This window comes from Catellatospora sp. NPDC049111 (genome assembly GCF_040648615.1).
In the GTDB taxonomy this organism is placed as follows: Bacteria; Actinomycetota; Actinomycetes; order Mycobacteriales; family Micromonosporaceae; genus Catellatospora; species Catellatospora aurea.
In genome coordinates, this window is record NZ_JBEZEB010000009.1 from 168,816 (window position 1) to 186,975 (window position 18,160).

The 18,160-nt window shown below is 71.9% G+C and carries 16 protein-coding genes and 1 pseudogene; 7 read left to right on the top strand and 10 right to left on the bottom strand.

The window, feature by feature from the left end:
* Positions 1 to 218: 218 nt before the first annotated feature.
* From AB0B66_RS16200 to AB0B66_RS16225, 6 genes and pseudogenes are all read left to right on the top strand, one after another.
* A pseudogene (locus tag AB0B66_RS16200) lies at positions 219 to 776 on the top strand (sigma-70 family RNA polymerase sigma factor); the annotation flags it as partial.
* Entirely contained in the window at positions 773 to 1,234 is a 462-nt protein-coding gene (locus AB0B66_RS16205) for a hypothetical protein (RefSeq protein WP_360529387.1), read from the top strand. The pseudogene AB0B66_RS16200 and the gene AB0B66_RS16205, both read left to right, overlap by 4 nt.
* The gene (locus tag AB0B66_RS16210) at positions 1,234 to 1,539 is read left to right on the top strand and encodes a hypothetical protein (protein ID WP_360529390.1); all 306 of its coding nucleotides are present in this window, start codon (positions 1,234 to 1,236) and stop codon (positions 1,537 to 1,539) included. Before AB0B66_RS16205 ends, AB0B66_RS16210 begins: the two co-directional genes overlap by 1 nt.
* Entirely contained in the window at positions 1,532 to 1,870 is a 339-nt protein-coding gene (locus AB0B66_RS16215; protein ID WP_360529393.1) for a helix-turn-helix domain-containing protein, read from the top strand. Before AB0B66_RS16210 ends, AB0B66_RS16215 begins: the two co-directional genes overlap by 8 nt.
* A gap of 12 nt (positions 1,871 to 1,882) precedes the next feature.
* Complete coding sequence (locus tag AB0B66_RS16220; protein WP_360529396.1) at positions 1,883 to 2,026, top strand: hypothetical protein; 144 nt, start codon at positions 1,883 to 1,885, stop codon at positions 2,024 to 2,026.
* 394 nt (positions 2,027 to 2,420) lie between these two features.
* On the top strand, positions 2,421 to 2,963 hold the full coding sequence (locus AB0B66_RS16225; RefSeq protein ID WP_360529399.1) for a DUF6239 family natural product biosynthesis protein: 543 nt from the start codon (positions 2,421 to 2,423) through the stop codon (positions 2,961 to 2,963).
* A gap of 77 nt (positions 2,964 to 3,040) precedes the next feature.
* On the opposite strand, the gene AB0B66_RS16230 is transcribed toward AB0B66_RS16225, so the two are convergent.
* Together AB0B66_RS16230 and gltB are read right to left on the bottom strand one after the other, a co-directional pair.
* A complete protein-coding gene (locus AB0B66_RS16230; RefSeq protein WP_360529402.1) occupies positions 3,041 to 4,534 on the bottom strand; it encodes a glutamate synthase subunit beta in 1,494 nt (497 codons plus the stop codon).
* On the bottom strand, positions 4,527 to 9,104 hold the full coding sequence (gene gltB, locus AB0B66_RS16235; RefSeq protein WP_360529626.1) for a glutamate synthase large subunit: 4,578 nt from the start codon (positions 9,102 to 9,104) through the stop codon (positions 4,527 to 4,529). The genes AB0B66_RS16230 and gltB overlap by 8 nt, the downstream gene beginning before the upstream one ends.
* A 750-nt stretch (positions 9,105 to 9,854) precedes the next feature.
* Here gltB and AB0B66_RS16240 point away from each other — a divergent pair.
* Positions 9,855 to 10,706, top strand: coding sequence for a hypothetical protein (locus AB0B66_RS16240; RefSeq protein WP_360529405.1), 852 nt, complete (start codon positions 9,855 to 9,857; stop codon positions 10,704 to 10,706).
* 21 nt (positions 10,707 to 10,727) lie between these two features.
* Here AB0B66_RS16240 and AB0B66_RS16245 read toward each other — a convergent pair whose 3' ends face one another.
* The 8 genes from AB0B66_RS16245 to AB0B66_RS16280 all read right to left on the bottom strand — a co-directional run bounded on the left by AB0B66_RS16245 (position 10,728) and on the right by AB0B66_RS16280 (position 18,135).
* The gene (locus tag AB0B66_RS16245) at positions 10,728 to 11,924 is read right to left on the bottom strand and encodes an NAD(P)/FAD-dependent oxidoreductase (RefSeq protein WP_360529408.1); all 1,197 of its coding nucleotides are present in this window, start codon (positions 11,922 to 11,924) and stop codon (positions 10,728 to 10,730) included.
* A 3-nt stretch (positions 11,925 to 11,927) separates the two neighbouring features.
* Positions 11,928 to 13,046 carry a prolipoprotein diacylglyceryl transferase gene (lgt, locus tag AB0B66_RS16250; protein WP_360529411.1) on the bottom strand — a complete coding sequence of 373 codons (1,119 nt, stop codon included), beginning with the start codon at positions 13,044 to 13,046 and terminating at the stop codon, positions 11,928 to 11,930.
* 79 nt (positions 13,047 to 13,125) lie between these two features.
* On the bottom strand, positions 13,126 to 13,455 hold the full coding sequence (locus AB0B66_RS16255; protein WP_360529415.1) for a hypothetical protein: 330 nt from the start codon (positions 13,453 to 13,455) through the stop codon (positions 13,126 to 13,128).
* A gap of 389 nt (positions 13,456 to 13,844) precedes the next feature.
* A complete protein-coding gene (gene trpA, locus AB0B66_RS16260) occupies positions 13,845 to 14,624 on the bottom strand; it encodes a tryptophan synthase subunit alpha (protein ID WP_360529418.1) in 780 nt (259 codons plus the stop codon).
* Between the two features lie 79 nt (positions 14,625 to 14,703).
* Complete coding sequence (gene trpB, locus AB0B66_RS16265) at positions 14,704 to 15,921, bottom strand: tryptophan synthase subunit beta (protein ID WP_360529421.1); 1,218 nt, start codon at positions 15,919 to 15,921, stop codon at positions 14,704 to 14,706.
* Positions 15,922 to 15,976: 55 nt separating this feature from the next.
* Positions 15,977 to 16,834 (bottom strand): indole-3-glycerol phosphate synthase TrpC, encoded by an 858-nt coding sequence (gene trpC, locus AB0B66_RS16270; RefSeq protein WP_360529629.1) that lies wholly within the window; start codon positions 16,832 to 16,834, stop codon positions 15,977 to 15,979.
* Positions 16,835 to 17,066: 232 nt separating this feature from the next.
* The gene (locus AB0B66_RS16275) at positions 17,067 to 17,864 is read right to left on the bottom strand and encodes a fused MFS/spermidine synthase (protein WP_360529424.1); all 798 of its coding nucleotides are present in this window, start codon (positions 17,862 to 17,864) and stop codon (positions 17,067 to 17,069) included.
* A complete protein-coding gene (locus AB0B66_RS16280; RefSeq protein ID WP_360529427.1) occupies positions 17,848 to 18,135 on the bottom strand; it encodes a hypothetical protein in 288 nt (95 codons plus the stop codon). The genes AB0B66_RS16275 and AB0B66_RS16280 overlap by 17 nt, the downstream gene beginning before the upstream one ends.
* Positions 18,136 to 18,160: the final 25 nt, after the last annotated feature.

The following is an 18,160-nucleotide window of genomic DNA, read 5'->3' on the forward strand; positions in this document are numbered from 1 at the left end:
GGGCCCCCCCCCCCCGCCGGGCGCCCCCCCCCCCCGGCCCGCCGGACCGTGAACCCCGGTCCGGCGGGCCTCTCGATCGAAGATCCCCCCGCCAGAAGAGGAGCAACCTACGTGCTCATGACATGCAAGGGCCGGGTGTCGCGCGGATGAGCCCGACCGCTGTCACGACGGAAGCCCGCACCACCCTCGCCGGATCGGTGCCCGAGGAGCAGTCGTACGTATGGAACCTGGTCGAACGAGCGCAGCAGGGCGACACCGAGGCGTTCGGGAAGATCTACGCGCAATACGCCCCCGCGGTCTTCCGCTTCATCTACTTCCGGGTCCGGCACAGCCCCACCGCCGAGGACCTGACGTCCGACACCTTCCTGCGCGCCCTCAAGCGCATCGGCAGCGTGCGCTGGCAGGGCCGGGACTTCGCGGCCTGGCTGATCACCATCGCGCGCCACATCGTGGCCGACTACTACAAGTCCGGCCGCTACCGCTTCGAGGTCAGCGGCGAGGTCCTCGACTTCGACCAGGAGGAGTTCAGCCTCGACGGCGCTCCGGACCGGGTCGCCATGGACCACGTGAACAACCTCGCGCTGCTCGCGGCGGTCAAGAAGCTCAACCCCTCCCAGCAGCGCTGCATCGCGCTGCGTTTCCTGGTGGGACTGTCCACCGCGGAGACCGCGCAGTCGATGGGCAAGAGCGAGGGCGCGGTCAAGGCGCTGCAGTGCCGCGCGGTGCGCATGCTCGGCCGGCTGCTGCCCGACGGCTTCGAGGAGGGCAGGTCATGACCCTGTCCACCACCTTCCTCTCGCTGTACACGGCGGCGGTGGCCGCGGTGAGCTTCTCCGCGACGCTGTTCCTGATGCGCGACCGGCTGTCGCTGGTCGAGGAGGCGAAGCTGATCCTGGACCGGGTGGACGACGCCGAGGAGCAGTGGTGGGGTCCCGAGGACGGTCCGCAGCCCGCGCGGCGGCGCGCGATCGTGGCGTTCTGGGGCCGCGCACTGAACCGGCGCCGGCCGGATGGATCCCGGTGGCGACCCACCGGACCGGCCGGCGACCCCGCACCGGCGAGCCGGGCGACCGCGGTCGGGCAGGCCGCGCCGGTGCGCCGGCCGGAGGCCGACCCCGAGGTGACCGCCTACCTCGACGCGGTGCCGCCGTACCCGGCCGTGGACTACCGGGGCAAGCACACCGCGACCGGGGCGTACCCGCAGGTCCCGTCGACCCGGCAGGCATACCTGTGATGCGAAGGGCGTGGCGGCGGTGGCTGGCCCGGCTGTGTGACCGGGAGGCCATGCGGGCCGGGGTGGAGGTGAGCGCGCTGCGCTCGGCACTGGTGGCCGAGGCCGTGCTGGCTCGGCGCGCCGAGGAGTTGGCGCGGCGGGCCTGCCGGGAGCGCGACCGCTACCGCGGTGAGGCGGTCGCGCTGCACGCCGAACTGGCCGCGGTGCGCGACCTCATCGGCGGCGACGAGTCGTGGTGGCCCGTCTGGACGGCCGACTCCCGTGGACTCGCCGAGCCGGGCACGAGGGAGCACGCCGGTGTCTGACTCCCCCACGCCCGTCCCGCGGCTGCCCGCGCACGTGCGCGAGGTGGCGGTGCGCGCCTGCGGCAACGACGAGCTGACCCCGCGGCTGGTGACGGCGCTCGCCGCCGTCTACGCCGCGGGGCTGCGCGACGGGGCCGGTGTGCGCGCCGGTCGCCGCGACATGATGACCCCGGCCGAAGTGCTGGCACTGCTGCCGGTGGACCGCAAGACCGTCAAGCGCTGGGCCGACCGCGGCCTGCTGCGTGTCACCCGCACCGCCGGCGGTCACCGCCGATACCTGCGCGAGGACGTCGCCGCTCTGCTGGTCAAGCACGGCTGGGTGCCACGCTGAAGGAGTGGTTCGATGGCTTCGGAGCTCTATCGCCGCAGGCACGGCGGCACCAGGCTGCCGTCTCTGCTGCTGCTGTTCGCCGAGGGCGTGATCTTCGGGCTGGGGGTGTTCGTCTCCTTCGGAGTGTTCACGACCATGCTCGCCCTGATTCATTGATCAGCACAGAGTGATCGAGTACTACTCTGTGTAGCTTATCTTTGAAGGCAACTGCCCGATTCGATGTAACAGCTCGTTAATGTACATCGATGTCCACTCATGCCATCACTCATGGTGACGTGCGGGTGATCCACTCAAGAGTTGCTATATCAGCATTTTTGGACGTACCGTGCACGTGCGAATTGCAACATGCGTCTTCTTTGAATCGGTGATGTCCCCAGCGCCCGGAGTCAGTACGTCCGGATGATGGCGCATTGACCTGCAGTCCACAATTCGGCGTCGTCCGTGAATTCGCTCTGTGTTACTAGCGCAGCGACGTCACTGGAGGCACGCTGAGTATTCGTTCATTCGGCGCGTACGCCCGGACGCCCAGTGGTCCCGGAAGGGAAGACAGGTGATTGTCAAAGTCAAGAGCGGGGCGTTCTGGCTCTCCATCGTCGGCCTCGCTCTGGTCCTGGTACTGGCCGCATATCTCGTCGTATGGCCGGCCGGCCAGGGAGTAAGTCAAGAGACGAGCGTGCTGGCCAGGGTGATAGCCGCTACGGCGATCGGCGTGGTGCTCATGCTCGCCGGCGCGGTGGCGCTGTCCAATCAGCACCTCGTCAACCGCCTGCACGAGGCGGAGACCCGACAGCTGGCCCGCGACCACCAGCGCGGCGAGCACATGCGCATCGTGATCACGGCATTGAGCGACATAGTCCAGCAGCTCGCCCAGTTCAGCAAGACCCTGGAGGAGACGGCCGGGCGGGCAAGCCCCGGCGAGTCTCCGCAACTGCACGTGCGCGAGGACCTCGGCAAGCTCAGCGCGATGGTGGAGCTGCTGCGCGAGGACCAGGAGGAGCTGTTCGAGGTGGTGACCCGGATGCAGGCCGACAACGTGACCGTCCTGCCGGTGCGCCGCGGCGACCCGAAGACCCGAGGCCCGGCGAACCGCTGAGGTCACCGTCCCGAAGCGATAGGAAGGGCACCTTCTACCACGCGGAGCGTGGTAGAAGGTGCCCTTCCTTTGCTTGGTCAGGCGGGGATGAGGGGGCGGGACGAGGGCGCGACGGGAGCCGGGAGGCTGCCTTCGCCGCCGAGGTAGCGGTGGATGGCGGCGGCGGCGCTGCGGCCCTCGGCGATCGCCCAGACGATCAGGGACGCGCCCTTGTGAGCGTCGCCGGCGACGAAGACGCCGTCGGCGGGGGTCTGCCAGTCCGGGCCGCACTCGACGGTGCCCCGCGGGCTGCGGGCCAGGCCGAGCTGGTCGAGGGCCTCGGCGGCGTCGGTGCCTTCGAAGCCGATGGCCAGCAGGACCAGGTCGGCCGGGATCTCCCGCTCGGTGCCGGCGACCTCGGTGACCACACCGCGGCCGTTCACCCGCTCGACGAGAACGTCGACCAGCACGATCGCGCGGACGCGGCCCTGCTCGTCGCCGACGAAACGCTGCACGGCCACGGAGAAGACCCGGTCGCCGCCCTCCTCGTGCGCGGCGTAGTTGCGCAGGATCCACGGCCAGGTCGGCCACGGGTCGCGCTGCTCGTCGCGGGCGTCCGGCGGCTGCGGGTACCGGTCGAGCTGGGTCACCGACGCCGCGCCCTGCCGGTGGGCCACGCCCAGGCAGTCCGCGCCGGTGTCGCCGCCGCCGATGATGATCACGTGCTTGCCCGCCGCGGTGACCTCCGGCTGCGGGCCGCCCGCCACGGCAACGTTGGCCTGGGCCAGGTGCACCATCGCCTGGTGGATGCCGGCCAGCTCCCGGCCCGGGGTGTCGGTCTCCCGCCCGGCCAGCGCGCCGGTGGCCAGCAGCACCGCGTCGTGCTCGGCGCGCAACTGCGCCGCGGACACGTCCACGCCCACGTTCACGCCGGTGCGGAAGGCGACGCCCTCGGCCAGCAGCTGCTCGACGCGGGCGTCGATGTGCTGCTTCTCCAGCTTGAAGTCCGGGATGCCGTAGCGCAGCAGGCCGCCGATCGCGTCGTCGCGCTCGTACACCGTCACCGCGTGACCGGCGCGGGCCAGCTGCTGGGCGGCGGCCAGACCGGCCGGGCCGGAGCCGACCACGGCCACCGTCTTGCCCGACGGGGCGACCGCCGGCTGCGGGCGGACCCGGCCGTTCTCGTACGCCCGGTTGATGATCTCGACCTCGACCTGCTTGATCGTCACAGCGCCGCCGGAGGCGGCCGACGTCGCAGTGTCGCCGATGGCCAGCACGCACGACGCCTCGCAGGGCGCCGGGCACAGCCGCCCGGTGAACTCCGGGAAGTTGTTCGTGCTGTGCAGCGACTGGATCGCGGCGTTCCAGTTACCGGTGCGGACCAGGTCGTTCCAGTCGGGGATGCGGTTGCCGAGCGGGCAGCCCTCGTGGCAGAACGGGATGCCGCAGTCCATGCAGCGGCCCGCCTGCTCGCGGATCAGCTCGTCGTCGGCGGAGGGGTACACCTCGCGCCAGTCCATGATGCGCACCGGCACCGGCCGGCGGGCCGGCAGCCGCCGGCCGAAACGCAGGAAACCATTGGGGTCAGGCACGTGCCACCTCCATGACCGCGGCGTCGATGTCGCGGCCGGCAGCCTCGGCGGCCCGCATGGCTTCGATCACGCGCTTGTAGTCGCGCGGGATCACGGCGGTGAAGCGTTCCACGCTGCCCGCCCAGTCGGCCAGCAGCTTCTCCGCCACCGCCGACCCCGTCTCCTGGAAGTGCCGCTCGACGATCTCCAGCAGGCCCTCGGCCTCCACGTCGCCGACCGGGCCGAGGTCCACCAGCTCCCGGTTGACCAGCAGCGGGTCCAGGTCCAGCACGAACGCGGCACCGCCGGACATGCCCGCGGCGAAGTTGCGCCCGGTCGGGCCGAGCACCACCACGGTGCCGCCGGTCATGTACTCGCAGCCGTGGTCGCCCACGCCCTCGACCACCGCGGTCGCACCCGAGTTGCGCACCGCGAAGCGCTGGCCGACCCGGCCGCGCAGGTACACCTCGCCCGACGTCGCCCCGTACAGCAGGGTGTTGCCGGCGATGATGTGGTCCTCGGCGGCGAACTGGCTGCGCGCGTCCGGGCGCACGATCAGCCGCCCGCCGGACAGGCCCTTGCCCGCGTAGTCGTTGGCGTCGCCGAGCAGCCGCAGCGTGACACCGCGCGGCACGAACGCGCCGAACGACTGCCCGGCCGTGCCGTGCAGGGTCACGTCGATCGTGCCGTCGGGCAGGCCCGCCCCTCCCGCGCGCCGCACGACCTCACCGCCCAGCATCGCGCCGACACTGCGGTGCTCGTTGCGCACCGCCACGTCGAACCGCACCGGAGCGCCGGTCAACAGCGCCGGCTCGGCGTGCCGCAGCAGCGTGTTGTCCAGCGACTTGTCCAGCCCGTGGTCCTGCTCGCGCACCTTGCGGGGCGCGTCGCCGTACGGCGAGCTCGGCAGGGCCAGCACCGGCGACAGGTCCAGCCCGTGCGCCTTCCAGTGCTCCGTGGCCGGGGCCAGGTCGAGCAGGTCGGCGCGGCCCACGGCCTCGTCGATGCTGCGCAGGCCCAGCGCCGCGAGCTGCTCGCGCACCTGCTCGGCGAGGAACCAGAAGAAGTTCTCCACGAACTCCGGCTTGCCGGTGAACCGCTCGCGCAGCACCGGGTTCTGCGTGGCGATGCCGACCGGACAGGTGTCCAGGTGGCAGACCCGCATCATGATGCAGCCCTCGACGATCAGCGGGGCGGTGGCGAAGCCGAACTCCTCCGCGCCCAGCAGCGCCGCCACGATCACGTCGCGGCCGGTCTTGAGCTGGCCGTCGACCTGCACGGTGACCCGGTCACGCAGCCCGTTGAGCAGCAGCGTCTGCTGCGTCTCGGCCAGGCCCAGCTCCCACGGGGTGCCCGCGTGCTTGAGCGAGTTCAGCGGGGACGCGCCGGTGCCGCCGTCGTGGCCGGAGATCAGGATGACGTCGGCCTTCAGTTTGGCCACACCCGCCGCGACCGTGCCGACGCCGACCTCGCTGACCAGCTTGACGTGCACCCGCGCGCCGGGGTTGACGCACTTGACGTCGAACACCAGCTGCGCCAAGTCCTCGATCGAGTAGATGTCGTGGTGCGGCGGCGGCGAGATCAGGCCGACGCCCGGCGTGGCGTGCCGGGTCTTGGCGATCCACGGCCACACCTTGTTGCCGGGCAGCTGGCCGCCCTCGCCGGGCTTCGCGCCCTGCGCCATCTTGATCTGGATGTCGTCGGCGTGCACGAGGTATTCCGTGGTCACGCCGAAGCGGCCGGAGGCCACCTGCTTGACCGCCGAGCGGCGGGCCGGGTCGTACAGGCGCTCGACGTCCTCGCCGCCCTCACCGGTGTTGGACTTGCCGCCGATGCGGTTCATCGCGATCGCGAGGGTCTCGTGCGCCTCGGCCGAGATGGAGCCGTACGACATCGCGCCGGTGGCGAACCGCTTGACGATCTCCGTCGCGGGCTCGACCTCCTCGATCGGGATCGGCGTCGCGTCCCTGAACCGGAACAGCCCGCGCAGCGAGCCCGCCGCGGCCGCCAGGCCGTCGACCTTCTCGGTGTAGCGCTGGAACACGTCGTACTGGCCGGAGCGCGTGGCGTGCTGGAGCAGGAACACCGTCTCCGGGTTGAACAGGTGCACCTCGCCCTCGCGCCGCCACTGGTACTCGCCGCCGACCTCCAGCCGCCGGTGCGACTGCTCCGCCGGGTTCGTCGGGTACGCCACCGCGTGACGCGCCGCGACCTCGGCGTGGATCTCGGCCAGGCCGATGCCCTGGATGCGGCTGGGCGTGCCGGTGAAGTAGCGCTCCACCAGCTCCGAGGACAGGCCGACCGCCTCGAACACCTGCGCGCCGCAGTACGACGACACGGTCGAGATGCCCATCTTCGACATGATCTTCTGGATGCCCTTGCCCAGCGCCTTGACGACGTTGCGCACGGCCTTGTCGGGCGTGATGTTCGGCAGGATGCCGGTGGTGATCAGGTCCTCGACGCTCTCGAAGGCCAGGTACGGGTTGACCGCGGCCGCGCCGAAGCCGACCAGCACCGCCGCGTGGTGCACCTCGCGGCAGTCGCCGGACTCGACGACCAGCGCCACCTGGGTGCGCGTCTGCTCCCGCACCAGATGCTGGTGCACCGCCGCGGTGAGCAGCAGCGACGGGATCGGGGCCAGGTCGGCGGTGGAGTCGCGGTCCGACAGCACCAGGATGCGCACGCCGTCCTCGATCGCCTCGGACACGTGCCGGCGGATCTCGGTCAGCCGGGCCCGCAGCCCGTTCGCGCCGTCGCGCAGCGGGTACAGGCCGGAGACCCGCACCGCCTTGAAGCCGGGCAGGTCGCCGTCCTCGTCGATCGACAGGATCTTGGCCAGCTCGTCGTTGTCGATGACCGGGTACGGCAGCACGATCTGCCGGCAGCTGGTCGGACCCGGGTCCAGCAGGTTGCCCTCGGGGCCGATGGTCGACGCGAGGCTGGTGACCATCTCCTCCCGGATCGCGTCCAGCGGCGGGTTGGTGACCTGCGCGAAGATCTGGTGGAAGTAGTCGTAGAGCAGCCGCGGCCGGCTCGACAGCGGCGAGATCGGGGTGTCGGTGCCCATCGAGCCCAGCGGCTCCGCCCCGGCCCGCGCCATGGGCCCGAGCAGGATCTTCAGCTCCTCCTCGGAGTAGCCGAAGGTCTGCTGGCGGCGCTGCACCGAGTCGTGGGTGTAGACGATGTGCTCGCGCTCGGGCAGGCCTTCCAGGTGCATCAGCCCGCTGTGCAGCCAGTCGGCGTACGGCTGCTCCGCCGCGAGCTCGCCTTTGATCTCCTCGTCGGAGATGACGCGGCCCTGCGCGGTGTCGACCAGGAACATCCGGCCCGGCTCCAGCCGGCCCTTGGCCACCACGGTCGCCGGGTCGAGGTCGAGCATGCCCGCCTCGCTGCCCAGCACGACCAGGCCGTCCTCGGTGCGCCACCAGCGCCCCGGGCGCAGGCCGTTGCGGTCGAGCACCGCGCCGACGACCGTGCCGTCGGTGAACGCGACGCTGGCCGGGCCGTCCCACGGCTCCATCAGGCTCGCGTGGAACTGGTAGAACGCCCGCTTCGCGGGGTCCATCACCGGGTCGTTCTCCCACGCCTCGGGGATCATCATCAGCACCGCGTGCGGCAGGCTGCGCCCGGTCAGGTGCAGCAGCTCCAGCACCTCGTCGAAATTCGCCGAGTCCGACGCCTCCGGCGTGCAGATCGGGAACAGCCGGCGCAGGTTGCCCGGCAGCAGCGGGCTGGCCAGCAGCGCCTCGCGGGCCTGCATCCAGTTCTTGTTGCCCCGGATCGTGTTGATCTCACCGTTGTGCGCGATGAACCGGTACGGGTGGGCCAGCGGCCAGCTCGGGAAGGTGTTCGTGGAGAACCGCGAGTGCACCAGCGCGATCGCGCTGACCACGCGCTCGTCGGACAGGTCCGGGAAGAACGACGCCAGCTGGTCGGGCGTGAGCATGCCCTTGTAGGTGATCGTGCGGCCGGACAGCGACGGGAAGTACAGCGGCACGCCCCGCTCGCGGCTCTCCCGCTCGGTCTGCTTGCGCACGCAGTAGGCCACGCGCTCCAGCTCCAGGCCGCTCAGCGGCTCGCCGTAGCGGGGGCCGGAGATGCTGTGCGCGGACAGGAACACCTGCCGGATCCGCGGGCGTGCGGCGTCGGCGGTCGCGCCCAGCCCCTCGGCGTCCACCGGCACGTCGCGCCAGCCGAGGATCTGCGCGCCCTCCACCAGGGCGTACTTCTCCAGCACGGTCAGCGCGCGGGCCTCGTCGGCGCCGTTGACGGGCAGGAAGACCAGGCCCGTCACGTACTGGCCGGCGGGCGGCAGCGGGAAGTCGACCACCTCGCGCAGGAACGCGTCGGGGACCTGGATGAGGATGCCCGCGCCGTCGCCCGTGGTGGTCTCGGCGCCGCGCGCGCCGCGGTGGTCGAGGCGGCACAGCGCGGACAGGCCGCGGGCCACCACGTCATGGCTGCGGCGGCCGTGCACGTCGGCCACGAAGGCCACGCCGCAGGAGTCGTGCTCGAAGGCCGGGTCGTAGAGACCGACGGCGGCGGGCGCGGTGGTCATACCAGGCTGCGTCGCGGCCGGAGCGGCCGTCATGCCAGGCTGCAGGGGGTGCGGGTACGGCGATGCCACCGGGCCTCCTGTCGTCACGGGGAATGAACATCGGTATCGGCCACGAACGGGGTGGGATGCCTGGATGCCGCGACAGCGATGGCGCGGGGGCTATGCCGGGTTCGTTTAGCGGTGCCTATCCGAGCGGGACGACGTCGGCCCTTGAATGAACCCGCAGGTTCAGCGGTACACGGACTCTCTCGCGCTGTCGCACGAGCATGGGGACGAGTCTGTGAGTGTTGAGTCTACGTTAAACGCCCTGGGTGTCCACCAGACACAGATTGATCACACGTCCATATACTGGGAAGCTACTTCCCAGTCAGCAGGCACGCGCGAGTGCGCCAGGCCGCTGCCCGTCGCGCGTCCTAGCCCGTGGCGGGCACATTACCCGCGCGTGTCGGGCGCGTCGCGGAGGTTAACGGCCCGCCTCGGGATCGCCCCCGTCGCGCACTCCCCGCCCCGCGACGCATCGACGGCCGACCACATCTCCATCGACGATCGCTGCTGGGGCCTTGATCCGGGGACCCGGGCGCGCGGCGCAGGTGCGCGGCAGCGGCCATCCGGCGTCAGCCGCCGGTGGCAGTTTCGACATTCGGCCGATATTCGGTGTTACCGGCCTTAGTCTGCGGCTGAAGGTCCGCTGCCGCGGGCCGCTCACGCGGGGCACGGCCCTCGCCGGTCGACGGGCGCGCCGACGGGCGTCACCGGCTCCGCTATGGCGGAAGGTGGACGACCGTGAATCCCACTGTGCAGGTCCTGCTCAGCGCGCTGGCGTACATCGCCCTCAAGGTGCTCGCCTGCGCCGCCATCCTGGTCGTCGGCTGGATCATCGCCAAGGCGATCGGCAGCCTGGTCGACAAGGGCCTGGCCCGGGCCAGGTTCAACCACCTCGCGCAGCGCACGGGCATGGACCGGTGGACCGGCAAGTACACGCCCAGCGGCCTGGTGGGCAAGCTCGTCTACTACGCGCTGCTGCTGTTCACGTTCCAGCTGGCGTTCAGCGTGTTCGGGCCCAACCCGATCAGCAACCTCATCGACACCGTGATCAGCTGGCTGCCGCGGCTCATCGTGGCCTGCGTGATCCTGGTGGTCGCGGTCGCCATCGCCAACGCCGTGTTCGACGTGATCACCAACGCGCTGTCGCACTTCTCGTACGGCCGCGCCGTCGGGCGCATCGCCCAGGTCGCGATCATCGCGTTCGGCGCGATCGCGGCGCTCAACCAGATCGGCGTCGCCACCACCATCACCATGCCGGTGCTGGTCGCCGTCCTCGCCACCATCGCCGGCATCCTCATCGTCGGCGTCGGCGGCGGTCTCATCGCCCCCATGCGGGAACGCTGGGAACGCGCCCTGAACAAGGTCGAGGAAGAGGGCACCCGGGTGTCCGAGCACCTCAAGACCCGCGCCGCCGAGCAGCGCGCCGCCGACACCGCCGCCCTGTCCAAGGACCGCGGCGACACCATGGCCCAGCCCAAGTACCCCGGCGAGAAGCCCTCCGACGTCAAGCCGTCAGCCAAGGAGGCGGCCGACAAACTCACCGAGAAGGCCACCGCCCTGCGCAAGGACATGCAGGGCCCCGAACTCTGAGAGTTCGAACGCAGGGCGTGGTCAGGCGGCGGGAGGTTGCCAGTCGGCGGCGACCGTGGCGGCGCGGTCCAGGACACGGGGGGCCAGCGCGCCGAAGGCGCGGTCGCGGGCGCGGGTGACCAGGTTGCCGCGCGGGGCGAGCACCGCGCCGACACGCTGGGTCTGGCGGACCACCTGGGCGGCGCGGGACCGGCGGGCGGCCGAGTACGCGGCGAGCGCGGCGTTGCAGCCCGGCCCGGGGATCGCCGGGTGCAGCAGGGAGCGCAGCGTGGCCGCGTCCTCCAGGGCCAGCCCGGCCCCCTGGGCGAGGTGGTGCGGCATGGCGTGGGCGGCGTCGCCGACGAGCGCGAAGCCGCCGGTGCCGACCGGGAAGGCCAGTTCGTTGGGTAGCGGGCGCAGCTGGCGGCCGTCCTGCTGCACCAGGTCGTCGGGCTCGGTCGCGGCCAGCAGGTCCGCGATCGGGGCGTGCCAGCCGGCGAACCAGCGCTTGAGCAGCGTCAGCTGGGTGGCCTTCGACTCCGGGCGGGCCGCCCCGGCGACGGTGGCGGTCCAGTAGATGCCGCCCCGGCTGGACGCGCCGGAGCTGCCCCGGTCGCCGAGCGAGGCGGCCAGGAAGCGGTAGCCGCCGCCCAGCGTCTCCCCGGCCAGCACCAGGTCGTCGGGCAGCTTCGGGGCGCGATACCAGGGGATGACCGCGCGCCAGGCGGCATAGCCGGAGCTGACCGCGATCGACTGCGGCGCGAGCCGGGCCCGCAGCGTGCTGTCGGCACCGTCGGCGGCGACGATGACGTCGGCCTCCCAGGTGTGCCGGCCGTCGCCGACCGCCGGCCGGTCCCCGGGACGGGCGTGCATGCTGCGCACGGTGATGCCGGTGCGGATCTCGATCTGGTCGCCGAGCCCCGCGATGAACGTGTCGTGCAGGTCCTCGGCGTGCACGACCACGGCCTGCGCGGTGCCGGGCGTCGGCTGGGCGAGATACTGCCCGTCGGCCCGGCGCAGCCCGCCGGACGGGACCGGGGTCGCGATGGCGGCCAGGCCGCCGCCGAGGCCGAGGGAGCGCAGCGCGGCGACGGCGTTGGGCCACAGCAGCAGCGCGGCGGGGTCGGCCCGCAGCCGGTCCGCCCGCTCCAGCAGGGTGACCCGCCAGCCGGTGCGCGCGAGCGCCCCCGCCGTGGCGAGGCCGCCGACGCCCGCACCGACCACCACCGCGCTGCGCATCGCTCAGTCCTTCGTCGAGGAGGTCTTCTGCGCCGACAGGTCCGAACCCTCATCGGAGGGGTCGTCGAACTCGTCCGACACGGCCTTCGGCGTGCTGTCGCCGTCCTCGCCGCCGTCGCCCGGGGCGGCGGCGTCGGGACGGGTGCCGTCGGCCAGGAAGGCCTGGTACTGCGCCTCGGTGACGGTGGTGAAGCCCTTGACGGGCTCGCCGTCGGCGTCGACGTTCGGGATCAGGAACTCCTGCGGGCCCTTGCGGAGGAAGAAGAACGCCGCCGCGCCGAGGAAGACGATGATCGAGGTCCAGACGTTGAGGCGCATGCCGCCGATGATGGTGGCGGTGTCGGTGCGCATCGCCTCGATCCAGCCGCGGCCCAGGGTGTACAGCATCACGTACAGCGCGAAGGCGCGGCCGCGGCCGAACTTGAAGCGCTTGTCGAGGGCGTACACGACACCGGCGACGCCGAGGTTCCACAGCAGCTCGTAGAGGAACGTCGGGTGGTAGAGGCCCTCACGCAACTCCGGCTCGCCGTCCGGGCCCAGCATGGCCTGGCCGGGCTGGGTGTCGGACATGACGTGCACCTGCAGGCCCCACGGCAGGTCGGTCTTGCCGCCGTACAGCTCGTTGTTGAACCAGTTGCCGAGCCGGCCCACGGCCTGCGCCAGCGGCAGCCCGACCGCGATGGTGTCGGCCACGAAGCTGAACGACATGCCGAGCTGGCGGCAGGCCAGCCAGGCGCCGACCGCGCCACCCGCGACACCGCCCCAGATGCCGAGGCCGCCCTCCCAGATGTAGAGCGCCTTGACCAGGTCGCCGCCCGCGCCGAAGTACGCGTCGGGCGAGCTGAGCACGTGGTAGATGCGCGCGCCGACGATGCCGAACGGCACCGCCCACACGGCGATGTCGAGCACGGCCCACGGCGGGGCACCCCGGCTGCGCATCCGCCGGTCGGTGACGATGCAGGCGAGCACGATGCCCGCGATGATGCACAGCGCGTACGCCCGCAGCGGCACGGGTCCGAGTTGCCAGACCGCCGTGGACGGGGACGGGATGGAGGCGAGGTTCACGAGCCAGAACCCTACCGCCCCCACCCCCCAACTCCACACCCCCGCCCGTCCCCTCATTTCGGCTGATCATGAACCTATGGGCGGGTTCGACGGCGTGTCGCCGGCCTAACTTCATGATCGATCTGACGGATTCCGGTCAGACGAGCCACTGGGCACCGTGGCGGTGGTGGAACGGGGGGATGTCGAGGTCGGGGTCGTGGGGGTCGCGTACGGCCATGCGGAGGGCGCGGCGCAGGCGCTGGCGGGCCTTGCGCTCCTCCTCGCGGGCGAAGCGACCGGCGTCGGCGTCACCGGGACGCCAGCGGGCAAAACGGTGGACCTCCACCCGGTGGCCTAGGCGCTGGGGCCGTGGGCGGCGTCCCTCCCGGCGGGCGTCGCGCAGGCAGGCATGGCTGTATCGCAGATCGCAAAGCTCGGCCACCCGCAGCGCGGGCAGTGTGCCGGGCGTCGTCCGCTGGTGATTCATGGAGAGATGTCGGACAGAACGGGACAAAGCGGCTCCTTCCGGTAGCCGCCAGGTCATTCCTGGCAGCTACTGGAAGCCGCTGGGCCCGTCACCACGTCTGGTCACGGCGCGATCGAAGCACACCCACGCCACCACGGTGCCGCTTCCCTCATCGACCCCCGGCACCGCCGGCCTCATCGACAGCCGCTCGCGTCATCGACCACGACACCGCCCGCCTCATGGACAAGCCGCTCGCCTCATCGACCTGCTCGCCTCATCGACCGCCCGAGCCGACGCCGTGTCGTGGCCCTGTCGCCGACGCGCCTACCGCCCGGCCGGATTGATCATGAAGTTATGGCAGCGACACGCCGTCGAACCCTGCCATAAGTTCATGATCAACCCAGAAAGGGTCAGGGGGTGAGGCCGGAGCGGAGGTCTTGGGTGAGGGTGCGCAGGGCGGGGAGGCCGCCGTCGGCCAGGGCCGAGACGAGGGCGCTGCCGACGATGACGCCGTCGGCGTACGCGCCGACCTCGGCGGCCTGGGCGCCGCTGCGCACGCCGAGGCCGACGCCCACGGGCAGGTTGCCCGCGGCGGCCTTGACCCGGGAGACCAGGGTCGGGGCGGCGCTGGAGGTGCTGTCGCGGGCCCCGGTGACACCCATGACCGCGGTGGCGTACACGAAGCCGCGGCAGTGCGCCACGGTCATCGCGATGCGCTCGTCGGTCGACGACGGGGAGACCAGGAAGATCCGGTCGAGCTTGTGCGCGTCCGAGGCGGCCAGCCACTCCTGCGCCTCGTCGGGGATCAGGTCCGGGGTGATCAGGCCGGAGCCGCCGGCCGCGGCCAGGTCCCGGGCGAAGGCGTCGACGCCGTACTTCTCGACCGGGTTCCAGTAGCTCATGATCAGCACGGGCACGCCCGCGCCGGAGACGGCCTCGACGGTGTGCAGCACGTCGCGGGTGCGCACACCCCCGGCCAGCGCCTGCTCGGTGGCCCGCTGGATGACCGGGCCGTCCATGACCGGGTCGGAGTACGGCAGGCCGATCTCCACCAGGTCGACCCCGGACTCGATCATGGCCTTGACCGCGGCGATGCCCTCGGCCACCGACGGGAACCCGGCGGGCAGGTAACCCACCAGGGCCGCCCGCCCCTCGGCCCGCGCCTTCTCGAAAGCGACGCTGACGCTCACTGTGCCACCTTTCGTTCGCGACTGCGGGGCTCGCTGCGCTCGCCTCGGCCGGAGGCCGAGCCGGAAACGCTGTTCGCGCTCACCCGATCACTTCCCCGCTGTCGAACAGGCCGAAGTACTCGCCCGCGGTGTGCATGTCCTTGTCGCCGCGGCCGGACAGGTTCACGATCACCGTCGGCTCGTGGCCCAACTCCTGGCGCAGGGCGGGGATCTCGCGCAGCATGCCGGCCAGCGCGTGCGCGCTCTCGATCGCCGGGATGATGCCCTCGGTGCGGCACAGCAGCGCGAACGCGTCCATCGCCTCGGCGTCGGTGACCGGCTGGTAGCGGGCCCGGCCCTGGTCGTGCAGCCAGGCGTGCTCGGGGCCGACGGACGGGTAGTCCAACCCCGCCGAGATCGAGTGCGACTCGATGGTCTGGCCGTCGGAGTCCTGCAGCAGGTACGACCGCGAGCCGTGCAGCACGCCGTGGCTGCCGCCGGTGATGCTCGCCGCGTGCCGGCCGGTCTCGACACCGTCGCCGCCGGCCTCGAAGCCGTACAGGCGCACGGACTCGTCGGGCACGAACGCGTGGAACATGCCGATCGCGTTCGAGCCGCCGCCCACGCACGCCGCGACCGCGTCCGGCAGCGCGCCGGTCAGCGCGAGGCACTGAGCCCGCGCCTCGACGCCGATGCCGCGCACGAAGTCGCGCACCATCGCCGGGAACGGGTGCGGGCCCGCCGCGGTGCCCAGCAGGTAGTGGGTGTCGTCGACGTTGGTGACCCAGTCGCGCAGCGCCTCGTTGATGGCGTCCTTCAGGGTGCGCGAGCCGGTCGTCACCGGGATGACCGTCGCGCCGAGCATCTTCATCCGGGCCACGTTCAAGGCCTGCCGCTTGGTGTCGACCTCGCCCATGTAGACCACGCATTCGAGGTCCAGGTACGCCGCGGCGGTCGCGCTGGCCACGCCGTGCTGGCCCGCGCCGGTCTCGGCGATGACCCGGCCCTTGCCCATGCGCTTGGTCAGCAGGGCCTGGCCGAGCACGTTGCGCACCTTGTGCGCGCCCGTGTGGTTGAGGTCCTCGCGCTTGAGCAGGATGCGCACGTCGCCGACGTGGGCCGACAGGTGCGTGGCGTCGTACAGCAGGGACGGGGTGCCCGCGTACTCGCGCAGCATCCGCTCGAATTCGCCGGTGAACTCGGGGTCCGCCATCGCCTTGCGGTAGTGCGCGTCCAGCTCGTCCAGCGCCGCGATCAGCGCCTCCGGGACGAACCGGCCGCCGTACGGGCCGAAGTGGCCCCTGTCGTCGGGCAGCATGTGCCCCTCCTTCGGCGTACGCCGCCCCGATGGCTCGGGGCGGTCCAGCGAAGCGTCAGCGGGTCGGCCGCGGCGTTGCGGGGTGGTTGCCGGCGTTGACGAGTTCGGCGACCGCGTCGCGCGGGCTCTTCTGGGTCACCAGGCCCTCCCCGACGAGCACCGCGTCCGCGCCCGCCGAGGCGTACTTGATCAGGTCCAGCGGACCCCGCACCCCCGACTCGGCGATCTTGAGAACGCTGTTCGGCAGGCCGGGCGCGATGCGCTCGAACACCGTGCGATCCACCTCAAGTGTGCGCAGGTTGCGGGCGTTCACCCCGATGACGCGGGCACCGGCCTCCAGAGCCCGGTCCGCCTCCTCCTCGGTGTGCACCTCGACCAGCGGGGTCATGCCCAGCGACTCGATGCGGTCCAGCAGACCCGTCAGCACCTTCTGCTCCAGCGCCGCCACGATCAGCAGCACCAGGTCCGCGCCGTACGCCCGCGCCTCGTGCACCTGGTACGCCGAGCAGATGAAATCCTTGCGCAGCACCGGAATCTGCAGGCGCGCCCGCACCGCGGCCAGGTCGTCCAGCGAGCCACCGAACCAGCGGCCCTCGGTCAGCACGCTCACCGCGCGGGCGCCGCCGGCCTCGTACTCCGCGGCCAGCTCCGCCGGGTCCGGGATCTCCGCCAGCGCGCCCTTGGAGGGCGACGAGCGCTTCACCTCGGCGATCACACCGACGCCGGAGCGGCGCAGCGCCGCGTACGCGTCCAGGGGTGGCGCGGCAGCCGCCGCGCGCTTCTTGATCTCGTCCATGGAGACCTGGTTCTGGCGCGCCTCGACGTCCTCACGGACCCCCGCGATGATCTCGTCGAGCACGCTGCCGCCGCTGTCTCGCATCGATGCGCTCGGGGCCGGCTCGCCAGGCTCCATGCTGCTCAGCTCGTCGGATGCCATGGCCAGACTCTAGGCACTGCCCCGCCGCGCAAGGTGAACGGGGTATGGCGTGCCTCACCAATTGGGCTAGTGCATAATGCTCTGCTTCTGGCGTCCGCCTCCGGCGGACGCGGCGATCGGCCTCTCAGCCGATCGCACCCGCGCGTCGCTACATCGCTGCGCGATGTCACGCTCCTTCACGGGTGCGACCGGCGGCCGATCGCGGGGGTTACCCGTCACGTCTGGGCTGGGCGGTGCGGATGAAGTCGGCGAGGCGAGGGCCGTGTTCGACGCGGGCCCGGGTGGGGTCGGCGGCTATGCGGCGGGTGAGTTTGCGGATGCCTTCGGGGTCGTCGCCGGCGACCATGAGGAGGTTGCCGGTGCCCCTGCCGCGGAGCAGGGCCGCGTCGGCGACGACGGCCACCTGGGTGAAGACCTCGCGGAGGGTGGCGGCCTGGCGGCGGGCGGTGGTCAGGGGGGCCACGTCCATGATGTTGGCGAGGTACCAGCCGCCGGGGCGGAGCACACGTCGTGCGGCCTGGGCGAACTCCACGGTGCTGACGTGCGGGGGGACCTTGTTGCCGGTGAAGATGTCGGCGACGATCACGTCCGCCGAAGCGGGTTCGGCCTGCTCCAGTGCGGCGCGGGCATCGGCGATGATCAGCTCGATGTCAGGGTCGTCCAGGGGGAGCCGCGTAGTGACCAGCTCGGCGAGGGCCCGGTCGAGTTCCACGACGCGCTGGCGGCTGCCGGAACGCAGCACGGACAGGCAGCGGGGCAGGGTCAGCGCGCCGCCGCCGAGGTGCAGCACGTCGAGGGCGCCGGACGGGGACACCGCGTCGATGACGTCGGCGAAGCGGCGGATGTAGTCGAACGCGATCAGCGTCGGGTCGTTGAGGTCGACGTGCGACTGCGCGGTGCCGTTGAGCTTCAGCAGCCAGGCGTCGGGCAGGTCCGGGTCGGGGATCAGCTCGGCGGTGCCGGTGTCCACCCGGACGATCAGCGCCCGGTCAGACCCGCGGATCATCGGTGAGGTCCTCGCCCCGGTCGAGCGCGTCCCACAGGTCGCGGGTGTCCTCGGCGCGCGGCGCGGCCGGGGCCGTCCGCCGGGCATGGCTGCCGGAGCGCCGCCAGTACCAGACCGCGACCACGCCCGCGGCGAGCGCGAGCAGCGCGGGACGCACCCACGACACCGTGCCGCCGGGCACGAACCACAGCACCGCCAGGGCCGCGAGCACCCCGATCACGATCCATCGGGTACGCCGGGAGCGGGCGCGCCGCCCCTCGTCCGCCGCCACCGGTTCCGCCCCGCGGTCACTCACG